Source organism: Streptosporangium sp. NPDC023825 (assembly GCF_040639575.1).
GTDB lineage: Bacteria > Actinomycetota > Actinomycetes > Streptosporangiales > Streptosporangiaceae > Streptosporangium.
Map to the genome: position 1 here is coordinate 12,507 of NZ_JBFAAE010000061.1, position 20,257 is coordinate 32,763.

18 protein-coding genes and 1 tRNA gene are annotated in these 20,257 nt (G+C 70.2%); 16 read left to right on the forward strand and 3 right to left on the reverse strand.

Annotation, left to right across the window (positions count from 1 at the left end):
- Positions 1-22 precede the first annotated feature (22 nt).
- Both cysC and AB0G15_RS35140 read right to left on the reverse strand, forming a co-directional pair.
- On the reverse strand, positions 23-1,252 hold the full coding sequence (cysC, locus tag AB0G15_RS35135; RefSeq protein WP_362848434.1) for an adenylyl-sulfate kinase: 1,230 nt from the start codon (positions 1,250-1,252) through the stop codon (positions 23-25).
- 118 nt (positions 1,253-1,370) lie between these two features.
- Positions 1,371-2,099 carry a class I SAM-dependent methyltransferase gene (locus AB0G15_RS35140; protein ID WP_362848437.1) on the reverse strand — a complete coding sequence of 243 codons (729 nt, stop codon included), beginning with the start codon at positions 2,097-2,099 and terminating at the stop codon, positions 1,371-1,373.
- Positions 2,100-2,252: 153 nt separating this feature from the next.
- On the opposite strand from AB0G15_RS35140, the gene mfd reads away from it, so the two are divergent.
- The 16 genes from mfd to AB0G15_RS35220 all read left to right on the forward strand — a co-directional run bounded on the left by mfd (position 2,253) and on the right by AB0G15_RS35220 (position 18,881).
- Positions 2,253-5,795 (forward strand): transcription-repair coupling factor, encoded by a 3,543-nt coding sequence (gene mfd / locus AB0G15_RS35145; RefSeq protein ID WP_362848439.1) that lies wholly within the window; start codon positions 2,253-2,255, stop codon positions 5,793-5,795.
- A 27-nt stretch (positions 5,796-5,822) separates the two neighbouring features.
- Positions 5,823-6,467: a SurA N-terminal domain-containing protein gene (locus tag AB0G15_RS35150; protein ID WP_362848442.1), complete on the forward strand. Its 645-nt coding sequence runs from the start codon at positions 5,823-5,825 to the stop codon at positions 6,465-6,467.
- A 9-nt stretch (positions 6,468-6,476) separates the two neighbouring features.
- Positions 6,477-7,421, forward strand: coding sequence for a MazG family protein (locus AB0G15_RS35155; RefSeq protein ID WP_362848445.1), 945 nt, complete (start codon positions 6,477-6,479; stop codon positions 7,419-7,421).
- A gap of 299 nt (positions 7,422-7,720) precedes the next feature.
- On the forward strand, positions 7,721-8,998 hold the full coding sequence (gene eno, locus AB0G15_RS35160) for a phosphopyruvate hydratase (RefSeq protein ID WP_350971782.1): 1,278 nt from the start codon (positions 7,721-7,723) through the stop codon (positions 8,996-8,998).
- Positions 8,999-9,225: 227 nt separating this feature from the next.
- Positions 9,226-9,636 carry a septum formation initiator family protein gene (locus AB0G15_RS35165; protein ID WP_362848448.1) on the forward strand — a complete coding sequence of 137 codons (411 nt, stop codon included), beginning with the start codon at positions 9,226-9,228 and terminating at the stop codon, positions 9,634-9,636.
- A gap of 40 nt (positions 9,637-9,676) precedes the next feature.
- On the forward strand, positions 9,677-10,225 hold the full coding sequence (locus AB0G15_RS35170; RefSeq protein WP_362684922.1) for a DUF501 domain-containing protein: 549 nt from the start codon (positions 9,677-9,679) through the stop codon (positions 10,223-10,225).
- The gene (locus tag AB0G15_RS35175) at positions 10,222-11,181 is read left to right on the forward strand and encodes a Ppx/GppA phosphatase family protein (protein ID WP_362848451.1); all 960 of its coding nucleotides are present in this window, start codon (positions 10,222-10,224) and stop codon (positions 11,179-11,181) included. The genes AB0G15_RS35170 and AB0G15_RS35175 overlap by 4 nt, the downstream gene beginning before the upstream one ends.
- Before the next feature lie 213 nt (positions 11,182-11,394).
- Positions 11,395-12,495 carry a hypothetical protein gene (locus tag AB0G15_RS35180; protein ID WP_362848454.1) on the forward strand — a complete coding sequence of 367 codons (1,101 nt, stop codon included), beginning with the start codon at positions 11,395-11,397 and terminating at the stop codon, positions 12,493-12,495.
- 216 nt (positions 12,496-12,711) lie between these two features.
- Positions 12,712-13,512 carry a uracil-DNA glycosylase gene (locus AB0G15_RS35185; RefSeq protein WP_362848457.1) on the forward strand — a complete coding sequence of 267 codons (801 nt, stop codon included), beginning with the start codon at positions 12,712-12,714 and terminating at the stop codon, positions 13,510-13,512.
- A 147-nt stretch (positions 13,513-13,659) separates the two neighbouring features.
- The gene (locus AB0G15_RS35190) at positions 13,660-15,000 is read left to right on the forward strand and encodes an NAD(P)/FAD-dependent oxidoreductase (RefSeq protein ID WP_362848459.1); all 1,341 of its coding nucleotides are present in this window, start codon (positions 13,660-13,662) and stop codon (positions 14,998-15,000) included.
- A 202-nt stretch (positions 15,001-15,202) separates the two neighbouring features.
- Positions 15,203-15,275: transfer RNA gene (locus tag AB0G15_RS35195), tRNA-Leu, on the forward strand.
- 358 nt (positions 15,276-15,633) lie between these two features.
- A complete protein-coding gene (locus AB0G15_RS35200) occupies positions 15,634-16,482 on the forward strand; it encodes a helix-turn-helix transcriptional regulator (protein WP_362848462.1) in 849 nt (282 codons plus the stop codon).
- Positions 16,483-16,669: 187 nt separating this feature from the next.
- Entirely contained in the window at positions 16,670-17,053 is a 384-nt protein-coding gene (locus AB0G15_RS35205; RefSeq protein ID WP_362848465.1) for a helix-turn-helix domain-containing protein, read from the forward strand.
- A gap of 147 nt (positions 17,054-17,200) precedes the next feature.
- Positions 17,201-17,986, forward strand: a complete 786-nt coding sequence (locus tag AB0G15_RS35210) for a Bax inhibitor-1/YccA family protein (RefSeq protein WP_362848468.1) — start codon at positions 17,201-17,203, stop codon at positions 17,984-17,986.
- Positions 17,987-18,173: 187 nt separating this feature from the next.
- Positions 18,174-18,401, forward strand: a complete 228-nt coding sequence (locus AB0G15_RS35215) for a DUF4287 domain-containing protein (protein WP_329093696.1) — start codon at positions 18,174-18,176, stop codon at positions 18,399-18,401.
- A 69-nt stretch (positions 18,402-18,470) separates the two neighbouring features.
- On the forward strand, positions 18,471-18,881 hold the full coding sequence (locus tag AB0G15_RS35220) for a PPOX class F420-dependent oxidoreductase (RefSeq protein ID WP_362848471.1): 411 nt from the start codon (positions 18,471-18,473) through the stop codon (positions 18,879-18,881).
- 97 nt (positions 18,882-18,978) lie between these two features.
- On the opposite strand, the gene AB0G15_RS35225 is transcribed toward AB0G15_RS35220, so the two are convergent.
- A complete protein-coding gene (locus tag AB0G15_RS35225) occupies positions 18,979-20,199 on the reverse strand; it encodes an acetyl-CoA C-acetyltransferase (RefSeq protein ID WP_362848474.1) in 1,221 nt (406 codons plus the stop codon).
- Positions 20,200-20,257: the final 58 nt, after the last annotated feature.

Sequence of the window (20,257 nt, forward strand, 5' to 3'; positions counted from 1 at the left end):
GATCCTGGCCGTCGGGCTCAGGTCACCGGATCCAGCCGCCCTGGATCAGCGGGTCGAGCACCTGGTGCACCGCCCGGTCCACGCTGATGCCGGTGGTGTCGATCTCCAGGTCGGCGTCGTCCGGCTCCTCGTACGGGTCGGAGATGCCGGTGAACCCGGGGATGAGCCCCGCGCGGGCCTTGGCGTAGAGCCCCTTGCGGTCGCGGCGCTCGCACTCCTCCAGGGGGGTGGACACGTGGACCAGCAGGAAGTCGGCGCCGACGGCCTCGACCATCTCCCGCACCTCCTCGCGGACGGCCGCGTAGGGCGCGATGGGCGCGCAGATCGCCAGCCCGCCGTGCCTGGCGGCCTCGGCGGCGACGAAGCCGATGCGGCGTATGTTGAGGTCGCGGTCCTCCTTGGAGAAGGTCAGCCCCGCCGACAGCAGGTGGCGGACCACGTCGCCGTCGAGGTAGGTCACCGTGCGGCTGCCGCGCTCCAGCAGCGCGTCGCGCAGCCCCCGGGCGACGGTCGACTTGCCGGAGCCGGACAGGCCGGTGAAGAAGACCACCAGCCCGCGGCGGTGCGGGGGGCCGGGGAGCGTCACGGGCTCGGGGCCCGCCAGGTGCTCGGTCGCGCCGTAGGCCTCGGCCACGCGCTCGCGCAGCTCCAGGTCGATGGCGGGCTCCCTGGGTGCCAGCGGCACCACCGCCACGAGCGTGTCCTCGGGCAGCCCGTCGCGGGCCTTGAGCGCGGCGCGGACCACCGCGGGCCCGCCCTCGCCGTACGCCAGGGGGAGCAACAGGATCGACGCCTCCAGCTCCTGCGCGGTCGCGATGATCTCACCGAGGTCGCCCAGCGGCCCGCGCATGGTGACGGCCAGGACCGACTTCCGCCCGCCCAGCTCCTCGCGGACCCGCGCCGGGGTACGGCGCAGCCGGGCGAACGGCCCGTGCTCGGGGGCGTCCAGGGGCTCGACGGGACCGGCGACGAAGCCGTTCTCGCGCCCGGTGACGGTCAGCACGGCGAGCGCCGCGCCCTCGGGGTCGCGCAGGGTGATCCGGTCGCCGGGGGAGGCCGGGTGGTCGTCCGGCAGGGTGAGGGTGACCGGCGCGGGCCACGGGGTGCCGTCGGCGAGCGTGCCGCGCTCGTCCACGGCGTGCGCGTCCGCCGAGCTCAGGAAGCCCGCCAGCGGTCTGAAGGCGCCGGAGAGCAGCAGCTCGAGGTCGGCCAGCTCGCGGGCGTCGGGGGTCCACTCGAAAGGCGCCGTCATCTGCTCCACCATCGTGATCGTCGGACTTTCCTGCCTCGCCCGCTCACGATGGGTCCCTGTCCGGCGAGCCTGGGATCCACCGGTCCGGTGAATCCCGGGTGCCTCGGTCCGGCGGATCTCAGATCAACCGGGCGAAATGGCTCTGGGGTTTGCGGATCACCATGGTTATCTCGTCGTGAGACGCGGGCCGGCTTCCCCTGGAGAGGGCCTCCACCACCGAGCAGGCGGCGCGGGCAAGCTTACCGAGAGGCCCGCGGAGCGCGGACCCGCTGCTGGCGGAGATGTCCTCGGTCACCATCAGCCCGCGCACCAGGCAGAAGGAATGCATCCCCTCGCGCGAGGCGATCTGTTCGTAGACGGCGGGCAACGGGCCCACGGTCCCCGCGGGGGCGAACCTGCGCCACACCGCCCGCCGCAGCCTCGCCGGCGCCAGCCGGTCGCACGCCCCGTACGCCGAAGCCCGGTCGCGCATCCTGACCAGCAGCAGCCCGCCGGGGCGCAGACCGGTCAGCAACCGGTCGAGCACCAGCTCGGAGTGCTCGATCCGCTCCAGCAGGAACGAGACGTAGACGATGTCGAACGCCCGCGGGGGCACCGGCACCGAGCGCAGGTCGCCCAGCGCCCAGGAGTCCAGATCCTTGCGGGCGGACGTGCTCCTGCGCAACGCGGGCAGGTCCTCGTCGATCCCGATGACCCTGGACTCCGTCTGCGCCAGATCGAGCGGTTCCGGCCATCCGCACCCGGCGATCAGGATGTCGAGCCGCCGGCCGAGCTGGCTGCTCCACTGCTCCCTGATCCGCTGACTCAACAAGTCGTCGCGAGCGACGACCGACCTCACCTCTGACATGTAACTGAGAGTAGTCAACTCAGCACGATTCGTCGCGCATTTACCACTCTTTGCGAGAGCGGGTGCCCGGGCAAGTAGCCTTGAGCAGGTACCCCCCGTGTCTTCCCGGCCCGGGGTTGTCGTGTTGCCGTCGTGGGGCTGTGGGCGAATCTGATGAGTCTTTCCGGACTTCTGGACCTTGTCGCCGGGGAGCCTGAGCTGGCTTCCCTTCTTCAGGACGTGCGCGGGGGCGACTCGTCCGACGTGTCGCTGGTCGCGCCGCCGGCGCTGCGCCCCTTCGCGGTGGCCGCGCTGGCCAGGGAGGGGGCCAAGGGGGCGGCCAGGACCGTTCTCGCGGTGACCGCCACCGGGCGCGAGGCCGAGGATCTCGCCTCGGCCCTCACCAGCCTCCTGGACGAGAGCACCGTCGCGGTCTTCCCCGCCTGGGAGACGCTCCCGCACGAGCGCCTGTCGCCGCGCAGCGACACCGTGGGGCAGCGGCTGGCGGTGCTGCGCAGGCTGGCGCACCCGGTCGAGGGCGACCACTCGGCGGGGCCGCTGCACGTGGTCGTCGCGCCGGTCAGGGCGCTGCTCCAGCCGATCGTCCAGGGGCTGGGCGACCTGCGGCCGGTGCGGCTGCGCGCCGGGGACGACGCCGATCTCGACACCGTCGTCCACAGCCTCGTGGAGAACGGCTACCACCGGGTCGACATGGTGGAGAAGCGCGGCGAGGTCGCGGTCAGGGGCGGCCTGCTGGACGTCTTCCCGCCCACGGAGGAGCACCCGCTGCGGCTGGAGTTCTGGGGCGACACCGTCGAGGAGATCCGCTGGTTCAAGGTCGCCGACCAGCGTTCGCTGGAGGTGGCCGAGGACGGGCTGTTCGCCGCCCCCTGCCGGGAGCTGCTGCTGACCGCCGACGTCAGGGAGCGGGCGAGGGAGCTCGCCGAGGCGCACCCCTCACTGGCCGAGATCCTGGAGCAACTGGCCGAGGGCGTGCCGATGGAGGGCATGGAGGCGTTCGCGCCGGTGCTCGCCGGGGAGATGGACCTGCTCATCGACCACCTGCCGGGACAGGCGGCGATCTTCGTGTGCGACCCGGAGCGCATCCGGGGGCGCGCCGACGAGCTGGTTCGGACCAGCCAGGAGTTCCTGGAGGCGTCCTGGATCAACGCGGCGTCCGGCGGCGAGGCGCCGATCGACCTGGGCGCGGCGGCGTTCCGCGACCTGGAGGAGGTCCGCGACCACGCGCGGGGACTCGGCCAGCCCTGGTGGTCGCTCGCACCGTTCGGCGCCGGCACCGACAACGCCGAGCCGGGCGGCGGGCAGGCGCTGGGAGCGCGCGAGGTGGAGTCCTACCGGGGCGACACCCAGCGGGCGCTGGCCGACATCAAGGGCTGGCTCGACTCCGACCGGGTCGTCGTCCTGCTGAGCGAGGGCCACGGCCCCGCCGAGCGCATGGTCGAGCTGCTCAAGGGCGTCGACCTGCCCGCGCGCCTGGAGCCGGGCCTCGACACCGTGCCCGACAGGAAGGTCGTCCACGTCACCACGGGCCTGGTCGAGCACGGGTTCGTGACCCCGGCGCTGGCCGTGCTGACCCACCTCGACCTGGTCGGCCAGAAGGCGTCGACCAAGGACATGCGGCGGCTGCCCTCCCGGCGCCGCAACATGGTCGACCCGCTGCAGCTCAAGGTCGGCGACCACGTCGTGCACGAGCAGCACGGCGTGGGCCGCTACGTCGAGATGGTGCAGCGGACCGTGCAGGGCGCCACCCGCGAGTACCTGGTGATCGAGTACGCCAAGGGCGACCGGCTCTACGTGCCGACCGACCAGCTCGACGAGGTCACCCGCTACGTCGGCGGCGAGTCGCCCACCCTCAACCGGATGGGCGGCGCCGACTGGGCCAAGGCCAAGACCAAGGCCAAGAAGGCGGTCAAGGAGATCGCCGGGGAGCTGATCCGCCTGTACTCCGCCCGGATGGCCTCGCCGGGACACGCCTTCGCGCCCGACAGCCCCTGGCAGCGGGAGATGGAGGACGCCTTCCCGTACGCCGAGACGGGCGACCAGCTCGAGGCCATCGACGAGGTCAAGCGCGACATGGAGCGCCCGATCCCGATGGACCGGCTGATCTGCGGCGACGTGGGCTACGGCAAGACGGAGATCGCGGTGCGGGCGGCGTTCAAGGCGGTGCAGGACGGCAAGCAGGTGGCCGTCCTGGTGCCGACCACGCTGCTGGTGCAGCAGCACATGTCGACCTTCGCCGAGCGGTTCTCCGGGTTCCCGCTGAACGTCAGGCCGCTGTCGCGGTTCCAGAGCGACGGCGAGGTCAAGGCGACCATGGAGGGCCTGCGCGAGGGCTCGGTCGACATCGTGATCGGCACGCACCGGCTGTTCTCGCCCGAGGTCAGGTTCAAGCAGCTCGGCCTGATCATCATCGACGAGGAGCAGCGGTTCGGCGTCGAGCACAAGGAGGCGATGAAGCACCTGCGCACCCAGGTCGACGTGCTGGCCATGTCGGCCACCCCGATCCCGCGCACGCTGGAGATGGGCCTCACCGGCATCAGGGAGATGTCCACGATCCTCACCCCGCCGGAGGAGCGGCACCCGATCCTCACCTTCGTCGGCCCGTACGACGAGAAGCAGATCGGCGCCGCGATCCGGCGCGAGCTGATGCGCGACGGCCAGGTCTTCTTCGTCCACAACCGGGTGGCCAGCATCAACAAGGTCTCCGCCATGCTGCGCGAGCTCGTGCCCGAGGCCAGGATCGCCGTCGCGCACGGCCAGATGCAGGAGCACCAGCTGGAGAAGATCATGGTGGGCTTCTGGGAGCGCGACTTCGACGTGCTCGTCTGCACCACGATCGTCGAGTCCGGCCTGGACGTGCCCAACGCCAACACCCTGATCGTCGACCGGGCCGACAACTACGGCCTGTCGCAGCTCCACCAGTTGCGCGGCCGGGTCGGCCGGGGCCGCGAGCGCGGCTACGCCTACTTCCTGTACCCGCCGGAGAAGCCGCTCACCGAGACCGCCCACGAGCGCCTGGCCACCATCTCCCAGCACACCGAGATGGGCGCGGGCATGTACGTCGCGATGAAGGACCTGGAGATCCGCGGCGCGGGCAACATCCTGGGCGCCGAGCAGTCGGGCTTCATCGCGGGCGTCGGCTTCGACCTGTACGTCCGGATGATGGCCGAGGCCGTGCAGGAGCAGAAGGCCAAGCTGGCGGGCACCTACCGGGAGGACGAGCGGCCCGACGTCAAGGTCGAGCTGCCGATCAACGCCCACATCCCGCACGACTACGTCACCTCCGAGCGATTGCGCCTGGAGGCGTACAAGCGGATCGCCGCGATCGGCTCCGACTCCGACATCGGCGCGGTGCGCGACGAGCTCGTCGACCGGTACGGACGGCCGCCCCAGCAGGTGGAGAACCTGCTGGAGGTCGCCCGCTTCCGCATCCGCGCCCGCCGCGCCGGGCTCACCGACGTCACCCTGCAGGGGCAGAACATCAAGTTCGCCCCCGTGGACCTGAAGGACTCCCAGCAGGTCAGGCTGCAAAGGCTCTACCCGAAGGCGCTGCTGAAGCAGGCGGCCGGTACGTTGCTGGTGCCGGTGCCCAAGACCAGGCCCCTCGGCGGCCAGCCGCTGCGCGATCTGGACCTGCTCAAGTGGTGCGGCGATCTCGTCGAGGCGATGTTCCTCGAAACGGTGCGGGTAGAGTAAGCGGCGTTTGTCGTGAAGGGAACGCATGTGAAGTCGACTCGAATTCGCGTCATCCTGGCGGTCGCCGCCGCCGGTGTCGCGCTGACCGCCTGCTCTCCGAACCAGGCCGGCGCCGCCGCCGTCGTGGGCGGGGAGCGCATCAGCTCCGGTGAGCTGGACAGGAACGTGCGCGAGTACGAGGCGGCACTGGCCAAGGCCAAGGTCACCCCGGCGGACCTCAAGTTCCAGGACAGCGTCCCGCAGCTCGTGCTCTTCCAGCTGGCCAACGCCAAGCAGTTCGCGAAGGTCGCGGAGAGCAAGGGCATGACGATCACCGAGGGCGAGATCGACCAGCTGATCGCCGGCCAGGGCGGCATGCAGAAGCTGGAGCAGCAGCTGCTCCAGAACGCGGTGGCCCCCTCGCAGATGCGTTCCTTCGTCCGGGCGCAGCTGCTGTTCAGCAAGCTCATCGCCAAGTACGGCGGCGGTACGGACGAGGCCGCCCTGCAGCGCGGCCAGGAGCAGGCGATCAAGGACCTGCAGGCCGTGCCGATCACCTGGAACCCCCGGTACGGCACGCCGAACAAGCAGCGGAGCGAGCAGCAGCCGAGCGTCTTCGTCGACGCCGGCCGTTTCGGCGCCCCCGCCGCTCCCGGCCCCGCCGACGCGCCGCCCGCGCCGCCTCAGCAGTAGCCTCCGGGCATGCCGCTGATCGTCGTCACCACCTCGCCCCGGGTCGCCCCGGGGCTGCTCAGCCGCCGCGCGTGGCGGGTCCTCGAGGAGGGCCCGGTGCGCACCGGGTCCGCCGACCACCCGCACCTGCCCTACCTGGCGGAGGCCGGGGTCGACGTCGAGGTGGTCGTCCCCGACCCGGCCGCGCTGGTCCGCGAGGCCGGGGCGGCGACCGTCGTGTGGCTGGAGGCCGACGAGGCGCTGATGCGCTCCATCGGCTACGCCGCCGTGGCGCTCGACGACCCGCCGGTGATCGAGGTCGTGCCGGGCTCGTACGACCTGCCGGGCGCCCGGCTGCTCGACCTGGTCTCGGTGATGGACCGCCTGCGGGTCGAGTGCCCGTGGGACGCCCGCCAGACCCACGAGTCCCTCGCCCCGTACCTCATCGAGGAGGCCTACGAGGTGCTGGAGACCATCGAGGAGGGCGACCACGCCGCGCTGCGCGAGGAGCTGGGCGACCTGCTGCTGCAGGTGGCCTTCCACGCGCGGGTCGCGAGCGACCGGCCCGACGGGTTCGACGTCGACGACGTGGCCGAGGGGATCGTCGCCAAGCTCGTCCGCCGCCACCCGCACGTCTTCGCCGACACCCGGGTGGAGGGCGCGGGCGAGGTCAGCGCCAACTGGGAGACCATCAAGGCCGCCGAGCGGGCGGCCAAGAACGGCGGCGACCCGGGCTCGGCCGTCGACGGCGTCCCGATGGGCCAGCCCGCTCTCTCCCTCGCCGCGCAGCTCCTGCGCCGCGCCGAGCGCGCCGGAGCCCCTGCGGCCCTCCCCGAGGGGGTGCCCGCCGACGGCCTGGGCGCCAGGCTCTTCGAGCTCGTACGGCAGGCGGGGGAGGCCGGGCTCGATCCGGAGGCCGAGCTGCGCGCGGTGGCCCGCGCCTACCGCGACCAGGTCCGCGCCCAGCCGCTCTGAGGCAGCTCCAGGGCCGCTCTGAAGCCGCCTTGAGGCGCTTTCCGAGGCAGCTCCAGGGTCGCTCTGAGGCTCTTTCCGAGGCCGCTCCGGGGGATCGCCGGGCCCCGGCGGACCCCGGGCGAGGCCGGGCGCTCCGCCGATCCTGAGCGGTGCGCGGCCGGGTCGTCTCCCCGCCCCGGCCGGGCGAACCCTGCCGGACTCTTTACGATCACCATTCGGAAACGTCCCGGCCGCCGTACCGGTAAGTAGGTCTCGGTAGGCTTCTGAGGCAAACTGTCCTGCGACTTTAGGAGCGCTTCGTGGCTTCCATCGAGGGCGTCACCGCCCGAGAGATCCTTGACTCCCGGGGCAACCCGACGGTCGAGGTCGACATCCTCCTGGACGACGGCAGCCAGGGGCGTGCCGCGGTTCCCAGCGGCGCGTCCACCGGCCAGTTCGAGGCCGTCGAGCTGCGCGACGGCGACGAGCGCTACGGCGGCAAGGGCGTCGAGAAGGCCGTTCTCGGCGTGACCGACGAGATCGCCGACGAGATCCTCGGGTTCGACGCCGCCGAGCAGCGCAGCATCGACCAGGTCATGATCGACCTGGACGGCACCCCCAACAAGGCCCGCCTGGGCGCCAACGCGATCCTGGGCGTCTCGCTCGCCGTGGCCAAGGCCGCCGCGGAGAGCGCGGAGCTGCCGCTCTTCCGCTACCTCGGCGGGCCGAACGCGCACGTGCTGCCGGTGCCGATGATGAACATCCTGAACGGCGGCGCGCACGCCGACAGCAACGTCGACATCCAGGAGTTCATGATCGCCCCGATCGGGGCGGAGACGTTCCGCGAGGCCGTGCGGATGGGCACCGAGGTCTACCACGCCCTCAAGTCCGTGCTGAAGGAGAAGGGCTACGCCACCGGCCTCGGCGACGAGGGCGGCTTCGCGCCCAGCCTGCCCTCCAACCGCGACGCGCTCGACCTGATCCTGGTCGCCATCGAGAAGGCCGGGTACGTCGCGGGCGAGGACATCGGGCTCGCCCTCGACGTGGCCGCCTCCGAGTTCCACTCCGACGGCGTCTACACCATCGACGGCAAGGGCCTGTCCGCCGCCGAGCTGATCGCCTTCTACGAGGACCTGGTCGCGAACTACCCGCTGGTCTCCATCGAGGACCCGCTGGACGAGAGCGACTGGGAGGGCTGGAACGCCATCACCCGTGCCCTGGGCGACAAGGTCCAGCTGGTCGGCGACGACCTGTTCGTGACGAACCCGGAGCGCCTGGGCCGCGGCATCGCCGAGGGCACCGCCAACGCGCTGCTGGTCAAGGTCAACCAGATCGGCACCCTGACCGAGACCCTCGACGCCGTGGACCTGGCCCACCGCAGCGGGTACCGCTGCATGATGAGCCACCGTTCCGGCGAGACCGAGGACACCACGATCGCCGACCTCGCCGTGGCCACCAACTGCGGCCAGATCAAGACCGGTGCCCCGGCCCGCTCCGATCGGGTGGCCAAGTACAACCAGTTGCTCCGCATCGAGGAGCTTCTGGACGACGCGGCCCGTTACGCGGGTCGCGCCGCCTTCCCGCGCTTCCGGCGGTAGTTTCGTCTGGCGGCTCGCGCCCGCCCGGGCGCGAGCCGCACCACCGGCCGCACCGTGCACGAGTGCCGGTCTCCCCGCCCCGGCCCCGGCGAGGGGCCCGTGCGCGGGGACCGGAACGAAGGATCGATACCGGATCGACGCGGGGGGATCGGTCCCCGCCGGTGTCGCGTCCACCGCGCGGGGCACGGTGGACGACGCCACGAGAGCGTGGAGACGGAGGAGGGCGCATGGCGACACGGCCGCAGCTGACGGGACGGGCCGCGGTGCTCGCGATCGTGGTGTGCGCGATCGCGATGAGCCTCGCCTACCCCATCAGGGAGTACGTCGCCCAGCGCCGCCAGATCGCCCAGCTGGAGCAGGAGAAGGCCAGGGAGATCGCCGCGATCAAGGCCCTGGACGACCGCGCCAAGCAGCTTCTCGACCCCGGCTTCATCAAGCGGCAGGGCAGGGAGCGCCTTTTCTACTGCGACCCCGGGCAGAAGTGCTACGTCGTCATGGGAGGCTCTCCCTCGCAGGGTAAGGGCACGGCCGGCGAGCGGAAGGCCGTCGCCAGGCCACCGTGGTACGAGACGCTGTGGGACTCGGTCAAGGCCGCCGACAGCGGCAGGGGGCAGAAGGCGGCCAAGGCCGCCGGGTGACGCCGATACCCTGGGTGTCGTCTTTCAGGGGGTGTCACGAATGGTTGATGATCGCGACGTGGCGGCGGTGGAGCGACAGCTCGGCCGGGCGCCGCGAGGACTGCGCGAGGTGGCGCACCGCTGCCCGTGCGGGCTCCCCGACGTCGTCGAGACCGCCCCGAGACTGCCCGACGGATCGCCCTTCCCGACCCTTTTCTACCTCACCTGCCCCCGGGCCGCCTCGGCCATCGGCACGCTGGAGACCTCGGGGCTGATGCGGGACATGCAGGCCAGGCTCGCCGACGATCCGGAGCTGGCCGAGTCGTACCGGGCCGCCCACGACGACTACGTGGCGCGCCGCGACAGGGCCGCCGCCGAGGCCGGCCTGGAGCCGCTGCCCCGCGACATGCAGAGCACCGGGGGCATGCCCACCCGGGTGAAGTGCCTGCACGCCCTGGTCGGGCACGAGCTGGCGGTTCCGGGGAGCAACCCCTTCGGCCGCGAGGCCCTCGACGCGCTCGGCGACTGGTGGTCCGCCGGGCCGTGCGTCGCCCAGGACGTAGCACCGTGTGCCCGAGCCGCGGCACCGACCACGAAGGAGACCGAGTGATCCGCGTCGCCGCGATCGACTGTGGCACCAACTCCGTCCGCCTGCTCGTCGCCGACATCGGCAGGGACAGGCTGATCGACCTGGAGCGCCGGATGGAGATCGTCCGGCTGGGCCAGGGGGTCGACGAGACCGGCAGGCTCGCGCCCGAGGCCCTGGAGCGCACGCTCGCCGCGATGCGCGGCTACGCCGGGCTCATCGACCGGCACGGGGCCTTTGCGGTCCGCGTGGTCGCCACCAGCGCGACGAGGGACGCCGCCAACCGGCAGGACTTCGTCGACGGCGTGCGCGACATCTTCGGGGTCGAGCCCGAGGTGATCACCGGCGCGGAGGAGGCGGAGCTGTCGTTCGCCGGAGCCACCCGCGACCTGGTGCGGTTCTCGCACGAGACGGGCATGCCCGCCCCCGACGGCACCCGCCCGCCGTACCTCGTGGTCGACATCGGCGGCGGCTCGACCGAGTTCGTGCTCGGTTCGACGCACGTGGAGGCCGCGCTGTCGGTCGACATCGGGTGTGTCCGGCTGACCGAGCGCCACCTGCGCGGCGCGGGCGACCCTCCGTCGGCGGAGGCGATCGAGGCGATGACCGCCGACATCGACGACGCGCTCGACCGGGTCGCGGCCGAGGTGCCCGTGGAGCGGGCGCTGACGATGGTCGGGCTCGCCGGATCCGTCACCACCGTCGCCGGAATAGCGCTCGACCTGCCGGAATACGATCCGCAGAAAATTCACCACTCGCGAATTTCCGCAGGTCACGTGCATGACATCGCCGAGCGGTTGCTTGGAATGACCGTTGAACGCCGGGCGGCGATTCCCCTCATGCATCCCGGAAGGGTCGACGTGATCGGGGCGGGCGCGCTCATCCTGGACCGGATAGTGACCCGGTACGGCTTCGGCGACGTCGTCGCCAGTGAGCACGACATCCTCGACGGTATCGCGTGGTCGCTCGCCGATTCATAACAAGACCTAGACAATTCACCTGTTTAGGGAGTATTGAGGAAAGCTTCCCGTTTATGGTTAGGTAAAGAAGCTTTAGTGAGGCTTTGCCGTGGGGCCCGGCACAGCTGTTGCCGGGGCGGCAACCGTCTCTCGAGCGATCTTGCTTCCCAACGAACGGAGCATCCCCTCATGAAGTCCGGACTAGCAGGCAAGCTAGCCGCAGCAGGAGCCAGCGTGGCCATGCTGGCAACCATGGCAGTAGGCATGCTGGCCACGCCCGCAGCGGCGGCCAGTGGATCGAGCCAGGCGGGGAAGGTGGCCTCGGCCGCCGCCAAGCCGCGGCCCGCCGTCTCTGCCGGCACCCCCAAGGCCTCCCCCGCGAAGTACGCGGGTGAGTGCCCCGTCAACGTGACCTTCTCCTCGAAGATCAAGGTGAAGGCCGTCAAGAGCAAGACCACGGTCGCCTACCGGTGGCTGCGCGGAGACGGCTCCAAGAGCAAGGTGAAGTCCTTCACCTTCCGCGGCAAGGGCGTCAAGAGCTTCACGGTCAACGAGAAGGCCACCTTCAAGGGCGACGTCAAGGGCTGGCAGGCCATCCAGGTCCTTGCCCCGCGCGGAGTGAAGTCCTCGAAGGGCTACTTCTCGGTGGCCTGTGGTTCCGGCGAGGACAAGCACGAGATCGTCACCCCCCGCGTCGGTGCCCAGGTGTGGGTCGACGAGGGCAACTGCAAGGCTGTCCTGGTCGGTCGCATCCACGCCTCCGGCGTCCGCTGGGTGCACTACCGCTGGGTCGTCAACGGCCGCGTCGTCGACCGGGACTCCGTCCGCGTCGACGGCTCGCGCAAGGTCTTCCACGTGATCAGGCCCCGTGACGACTTCAGGGGCTGGGCCTCGCTGCAGATCGTCGGCCCGGTGGAGGCCTCCTCCAACCGCGCCTACTTCAAGATCTGGTGCAAGGACACGTCGCCGAAGGTCTGGGCCTCCGTCGACGCTCCTGCCGCCTACGAGGGCACCTGCCCGACGGCCCGTACGTTCAGCGGCACGATCAGCGCGAGCGGTCGCACCACCGTGAGGTACCGCTGGATCCGTGACGGTGTGGCGGGCGACTGGAAGTACGCCCACTTCACCGGTCACGGCTCGCAGAGCCAGGTCGTGACCGACACCTGGAGCACCTCGTCGTCCGGCGAGTCCAGGCGAGCGATCGACATCGCCGGCGGCCCGACCACCGGCACCGCGGTGGCCAAGGTCGTCTGCAAGGTCGCTCCGACCCCCACGCCGACCCCCACCCCCACCCCCACTCCCACCCCGACCGCCACGGCTACCACCACCGCCTGATGGCACGTTAGGTCGAGGTAGCGTGCCCGGCGGCTGACGCCGGGCCGCGTCCCGAGTGAGACGAGAGGCGGCGCCCGCACCCAGCGGGCGCCGCCTCTCGCGTTTCCGCGCATGCCTTCCGGAAGTCCGCGTTCCGGAGCCTGCCTTCCGGAGACCGCGCGGAGCGAGCGGCCGGGTATGGACCTCGTGGTCTCCCGCGTCGGGCACCATCGAAGGATGACCCACGTTCCTCCCGGATCCGGCTGGCCCGGCGATCCCGCCCGTTTCGACACCCCGGTCGCGCACGACCCCGCCGAGGTGCGGAAACTCGCGGGGGAGAGCCGTACCCTCGCGGAGCTCACGGCGGCGCAGTCGGTCTGCCGGGCCTGCCCGCGCCTGGTGGAGTGGCGTGAGGAGGTGGCGACGGTCAAGAGGCGGGCGTTCGCCGAGGAGACCTACTGGGGCCGGCCCATCGCCGGGTGGGGCGACGAGAGGCCCGAGATCCTCATCGTCGGGCTGGCACCGGCGGCGCACGGCGGCAACAGGACCGGGAGGATCTTCACCGGCGACCGCAGCGGCGACTGGCTGTTCGCCTCGCTGTACCGGACGGGCCTGGCCGTACAGGAGACCAGCCTTCGTGCCGGGGACGGCCAGCGGCTCATCGGCGCCCGGATGGTGGCGGCGGTCCGGTGCGCTCCCCCCGCCAACAAACCCGAGCCCGCCGAGCGGTCCGCCTGCTTCCCCTGGCTGTCCCGCGAGGTCGCCCTGGTCTCGGCGCACGTACGGGTGGTCGTCGCGCTGGGAGGCTTCGCCTGGCAGGCGATCTGGCCCGCGCTGAAGGACGCCGGGTACGCCCTGCCGCGGCCGAGACCGCCCTTCGGGCACGGCGCCGAGGTGGAGATCACCTCTCCCCTGGGAAGTTCCGCGCATCTTCTCGGCTGCTATCACCCCAGCCAGCAGAACACCTTCACCGGCCGGGTGACCGCGCGGATGCTCGACGACCTCTTCACCAGGGCGAACGCGCTTCGCGATTTGTGAACTCGATCACAAAGAGAAGATCGGCGGGAATTCTGCCGAGAAGAGCAGGCGTTTCTAGCCGGTAGCGGAAATTCTGGCCAGATTGCCCATCGGGCGGCTGGCGTGAGCGGAGGCCCGAGCGTATGCTTGTGAAAGGTTTCACAAGCTATGAAACTTAAGGATGGCGTCGAAGTGAACCGCAACTCCAAGCACATCGTGGTCGTCGGTGGAGGCTACGTCGGCCTCTACACCGTGCTGCGCCTGCAGCACACCCTCCGCAAGGAACTCCGCGAAGGAAGCGTGCGCATCACCGTCCTGACCCCCGAGTCCCACATGACCTACCAGCCGTTCCTCCCCGAGGCCGCCGCGGGCAACCTCTCGCCCCGGCACGTGGTCGTCCCGCTCCGCCGCGTGCTGTCGAAGGCGACGATCCTCAACGGCAAGGTCTCCAAGGTCAACCACGCGGCCAAGTCCGTCACCTTCGCCCCCAACGTCGGCACGCCGCACGAGATCGGCTACGACATCGTGGTCATGGCCGCCGGATCGATCTCCCGTACGCTCCCCATCCCCGGCCTGGCCGACGCCGCGATCGGTTTCAAGACGGTCGGGGAGGCGATCGCGCTGCGCAACCGGGTGCTCGAGCTCCTCGACCGGGCCGAGAGCGACGAGGACGAGGCCCTGCGCAGGCGTGCCCTGACCTTCGTCGTGATCGGCGGGGGTTTCGCGGGCGTCGAGGCGCTCGCCGAGCTGGAGGACATGGCGGTCGACGCCACCCGCTACTACCGGAACATCTCCCGCGAGGACATGCGCTGGATCCTCGTCGAGGCCACCGACCGCATCCTCCCCGAGGTCGGCCCCGAGATGGGCGCGTGGACCGCCGAGCAGCTGCGCGAGCGCGGCATCGAGGTCAAGATGAACACCCGCCTCGAGTCCTGCGAGGGGGGCCTGGTCAAGCTCTCCGACGGCGAGGAGTTCGAGGCCGCCACCATCGTGTGGACCGCGGGGGTCAAGCCCAGCCCGGTCGTCAACGCCGGGGACCTGCCGCTCGACGAGCGCGGCCGGATCAAGACGACCTCCCGCCTGACCGTGGCCGGCGTCGAGGACGCCTACTCGGCCGGAGACGTGGCGGGGGTGCCCGACCTGACCAACCCCGGCCAGTACTGCGCGCCCAACGCGCAGCACGCCGTGCGGCAGGCCAAGGTCCTCGCGGACAACATCACCCGGAGCCTGCGCGGGCGGGAGCTCGCCGACTACCGGCACAGGTACGTCGGATCCGTCGCCGGTCTGGGCCTGCACAAGGGCGTCGCCAACGTCTACGGGATCAAGCTCCGCGGGCTCGCCGCGTGGTTCATGCACCGCACCTACCACCTGTCGCGGGTGCCCACCGTCAACCGCAAGGTCCGTGTGACGGCCGACTGGACCCTGGCGCTCTTCTTCAAGCGCGAGACCGTCTCCCTGGGGGAGATCGAGGAGCCGCGCACGGAGTTCCGCGCCGCGGCGACGAACTGAACTCCCGTCCGGAGGGCTGATCCGGTTCCCGAACCCGGAGGTGGGCGACGAGGCCCACCTCCGGGTTCGCCGTTCCCCGCGGTGTGCTATTCCTTGACCGGGCCCCTCCGAAGCCGAGCTGATCCACGGGTTTCCAATGGAAGTGATGCGACGGTTGCCTTGAGCAGTTACGCATGAGTGGTCCGTTACGTATGATTACGGCGCCCCCGTAGCCCAATGGCAGAGGCAAACCCCTTAAAAGGGTTCGAGTGAGGGTTCGAGTCCCTCCGGGGGCACTCATGGCGATCTGCCGAACAAGGCCCGTGACCAGTGAAAACTCGGTCGTGGGCCTTTCCTCGTTATCCGGCCGTCCACGACCGGCGCCGAACGGCCACGGCGGTCCATCCCAAATGCGCCCGCAAAACTTTTACGGTTACCTAAATGTGATCAGATTTCCCGGGCGCGTTCGGGATTCGCCACCGGGCCCGGTGCCCCTGCTTCTCGGTGCCCTTCGCGGGGAGGGATGTGAACCGGCCGGGGCCGCGGCGCCGCCGCGGCCCGCCCGCTCGGTGACCTCGGCGGCGGGCGCACCGGCGAGAGCCGGACACCTCACCGCGTTTCACCTCCTGATGGGTCTGACCGTAACTTGGAAATATGGACGGTAAGAATCTCCTCGGGGAATTTCTCCGTGCTCGGCGCGAGGTCACGACCGTTGACCAGGTAGGGCTGCCGCGGACTCGCCGCCGGACACCCGGACTGCGCCGGGACGAGGTCGCGATGCTGGCCGACGTGAGCACCGACTACTACATCCGGCTGGAACAGGGGCGGGAGCGCAATCCGTCGGACCAGGTGCTCGCAGCCCTGGCGCGGGTCTTCCAGCTCGGCCCCGAGGCGACCGAACACCTTCACGATCTGGCGCACCGCCGGAGACCCGCCCACGGGCCGGTCGTCTCCGCCGATCTGCTGCGTCCGGCCGTGCGGCGGTTCATAGAGGGTTGCGATCACGCGGTCGCGTTGGCGCTGAACCGCAGGCTCGACGTCCTCGCCATGAATCCACTGGCCACGGCTCTTTTCCAGGGGTTGAACGAATGCGACAACGCGTTGCGGCTGACCTTCCTCAATCCCGCCGCACGCGATTTCTACCTGAACTGGGAGCAGCAGGCCCGTGGTCTGGTGGCCCACTTCCGCTCCATCGGGGGAAGGTGTCTCGCGGACCCGTTCATGCTGGAACTGGTCGAGGAGCTCTCGTTCGGAAGCGAGGACTTCCGGTCGATGTGGGCCCGCCATGATGTCCGGGCCAGGACGTACAGGTCCGTTTCGTATCGTCACGGCGAAGTCGGCGAGATGACCCTTCACAACGAGACGTTCCGCATCGGCGGTCCCGCGGGCCAGCAACTCGTCGTCGGCCAGCCCACGCCGCACGCCCCGTCCGAACGCGCTTTCGACGCGCTAAGAAGGCTCGCCGGAGCCGGGGGGACCCGCCCGCCCGGCGACGAACGGTGAGCGGGACGGAGGGCGATCCGCCTTCCGTGAAAAGGCGCGACCCGCCCTCCGTGAAAAGGCACGCGTCCCGGTGCGGGCACCGCGTCGCCCGCTCGAAGCTCGGCCGGTGATCGGTGCGGAGGCGGTCACGGTTCGATGTGCCGCACGGCCTGGGATTCGGAAGGGCCCCAGGTATAAAATAGTAACCATGAGGGACGAGGCGAACCTGGAGCCCGTGCTCCGGGCCAACGGGATCGCCCGTCAGGTGATCGGTCACATCGGGGACAAGTGGTCCCTGCTGGTGATCGCGGCGCTGGGGCACGGAGCCCAGCGGTTCTCCCGGCTCAAGACGCGGATCGAGGGGATCAACCAGCGCATGCTGACCCGGACGCTGCGGGCACTGGAGCGCGACGGCATCGTCGAGCGCAACGTCTACCCGACCTCACCGCCCACGGTGGAATACGTGCTCACCCGGATGGGGCGGGACCTGTCGGTGGCCGTGACCGGCATCTGCGAGTGGGCGCGCCGCAACCTCGACGAGGTCGAGGCGTCGCAGCGGCTTTTCGACGAGCGATCGGCGAAACAGATGTGAAGCCCGGGAACCGGGCGCGCTACCCGTTCGTTGACAACATCGGCGGTAGCCGTACGGCCACTTGGACAACATAGATATCGGCACGATACGGCCGTGTGACAACCGATCTAATACGCTGATCGCGTAGGTCGCAGCGTGGAGGCAGCGATGGAGAGCAAGAACCCCGTATTCAGCCGGCAGGCCAAGAACCAGCAGCAAGGCTGGGGCACGCCGCCCCCCACCCCTGAGCAGCTTCAGGGCATGTACGACACGCCGTCATACGCGCCGCCCGCACAGCGGACGATGACGATCGACGACGTGGTCGTGCGTGGTTTCATCACGCTTGGCACGCTCGTCGTCTCGGCGGCGGTCGCCTGGGCGCTCAACCTCGGCATAATCGCGGCGATCGTCGGTGCCATCGTCGGCCTGATCCTCGCCCTGGTCATCTCGTTCAAGTCCAGCACCAACCCCGTGCTGATCCTCGGTTACTCGGTCGCCTACGGCGTCGCGGTCGGTGTGATCAGTCACATGTACAACGACCGGATGAGCGGCATCGTCTTCCAGGCGGTGGTCGGTACGGCTCTGGCGTTCGCCGCCATGCTCACCGTCTACTCGCTGCGCATCATCCGCGTGACGCCGAAGTTCACCAAGTTCGTCGTGGCCGCGGGGCTGGGCCTGATGGGTCTCATGCTCGTCAACCTGGTCGCCGGCTACTTCATCCCGGACGGCATCGGCATCCGGTCGGGCGGCGCGCTGGCCTACGTGTTCAGCATCGCCACGATCCTCATCGGCTGCTTCTTCCTGCTCCTCGACTTCGACGAGGTCGAGCGCGGGGTGAAGAACGGCGCCCCGGAGAAGTACTCCTGGCTGATGGCCTTCGGCCTCACCATGACCCTGGTCTGGATCTACCTGGAGATCCTGCGCCTGCTGAGCTACTTCTCGAGCAGCGACTGACGAAAAGCGCCGGGAGGCCCCGCCGGACACGTTCCGGCAGGGCCTCCCGTTTTTCTGGGCGGACATGTGAGTGAACGGAAGGCAACGGGGGATAGACGAACCGCGACGGAAGAGAGCATCTCAGGGCTTGCTATCTGGGCTTTCGTGATGCACTGTCGAGCAAAGGAGCCTATCCGTGGAGGTGCCCATGTCGTTGAACCACTCACTGGAGACGCAGAGCAAGCTGATCGCAAGGGTCCCGGACATCACGGGACGCGCACTCCCAGAGTGGTTCCAAGCAATCGACAACGGCCCGTCGTTCCTTCGCTGTGATGAGCGAGCCACCTGGCTCGCCGATGAGCACGGGCTGACCCACGGCTACGCCGCCGCCATTGTGCACGAGCACGAGCGGCACCGCCGTACCCGTTACCTGTAAGTCGCCTATCGTCGCGAAGCCCGCGCCACTTCCGGTGGTGCGGGCTTTGATGTGCGCGATGATGAGCCCATGGATCATGACAAGGCACGTGGGTTCATCCGCGCGAACCACCGCGCGGTCATGCTGACCTCGCACGCCGACGGGCGCCCGCAACTCTCCCCGGTCACCGTGGGGCTCGACGCGGAGGGGAACGCGATCGTCAGCACCCGGGAGACCGCGGCGAAGGTGCGCAACCTCCGCAGGAACCCGCAGGTGTCGCTCTGCGTGACGACCGACGAATTCTTCGGCGAGTGGATTCAGATCGACGGCGTGGCGGAGATCGTCTCCCTGCCCGAGGCGATGGATCTCCTGGTCGGCTACTACCGCGACATCTCCGGCGAACACCCCGACTGGGACGACTACCGGGCGGCCATGGAGCGGGAGCGGCGGGTGATCCTGAAGATCGCGATCACCCGCGCCGGCCCCGACGTGCACGGCTGACCCGTCGCTCTCGGTCACGGCCGGCCGGTCGTCCCCGGCACGGGGACACCGCGGCCGGGCATCGGGGTCTCCGATCGCCCGGCCGGGTCCGGCTGTCTCAGCTGAGGCGTTCCAGAACCATCGCCATGCCCTGGCCGCCGCCGACGCACATGGTCTCCAGGCCGATCGACCTGTCGTGGAAGGCGAGGCTGTTGATCAGCGTGGAGGTGATGCGGGCACCGGTCATCCCGAAGGGGTGGCCGACCGCGATGGCCCCGCCGTTGACGTTGAGCCGGTCGATGTCGATCCCGAGGTCCTGGTAGGACGGGATGACCTGGGCGGCGAACGCCTCGTTGATCTCGACGAGGTCCACGTCGCCGATGGCCATGCCCGCCCTGGCCAGGGCCTGCTTCGAGGCCTCGACCGGGCCCAGGCCCATGATCTCGGGGGACAGGCCGGTCACCCCGGTGGAGACGATCCGGGCGAGCGGGGTGATGCCGAGCTCGGCGGCTTTGGTGTCGCTCATCACGATCACGGCGGCGGCGCCGTCGTTCAGCGGGCAGCAGTTGCCCGCGGTGACCGTACCGTCCGGCCGGAAGACCGGCTTGAGCTGTGAGACCGCCTCGTAGGTGGTCCCCGCGCGGGGACCGTCGTCCTTGCTCACCACGGTCCCGTCGGGCAGGGTCACCGGGGTGATGTCCTTCTCCCAGAAGCCGTTGGCGATGGCCTTCTCCGCCAGGTTCTGCGAGCGGACGCCGAACTCGTCCTGCTCCTGCCGGGAGACGCCCCTCAGCCCGGCGAGGTTCTCCGCCGTCTGGCCCATCGCCACGTAGACGTCGGGCACCTGGCCGTCCTCGCGCGGGTCGTGCCAGACCCCCTTGCCGCCCTCGGCGGCACTGGCCGAGCGGGCGCGGGCGTCGCCGAACAGCGGGTTCATCGTGTCGGACCCCTGGTCGGAGCTGCCGTTCTTGAGGCGGGAGACGCACTCCACGCCCGCGGAGACGAAGACGTCGCCCTCGCCGGCCCTGATCGCGTGCAGGGCCATCCGGGTGGTCTGCAGCGAGGACGAGCAGTAGCGGGTCACGGTGGTGCCCGGCACGTTGTCCAGGCCGAGCAGGGTGGCGACCACCCGGCCCATGTTGAAGCCCTGCTCGCCGCCCGGCAGGCCGCAGCCCAGCATGAGGTCGTCGATCGTGGTCGGGTCGAGCTGAGGGACCTTGGCAAGCGCGGCCTGGATGATCTGTACGGTCAGGTCGTCGGGGCGGATGTCCTTGAGGGACCCCTTGAAGGCGCGTCCGATGGGCGAGCGCGCGGTCGCGACGATGACTGCCTCGGGCATGTGGCTCTCCTGGGTTCGTGTCTGCTCCTCCAGCGGAGCGTACCGCGCGGTATGCCCG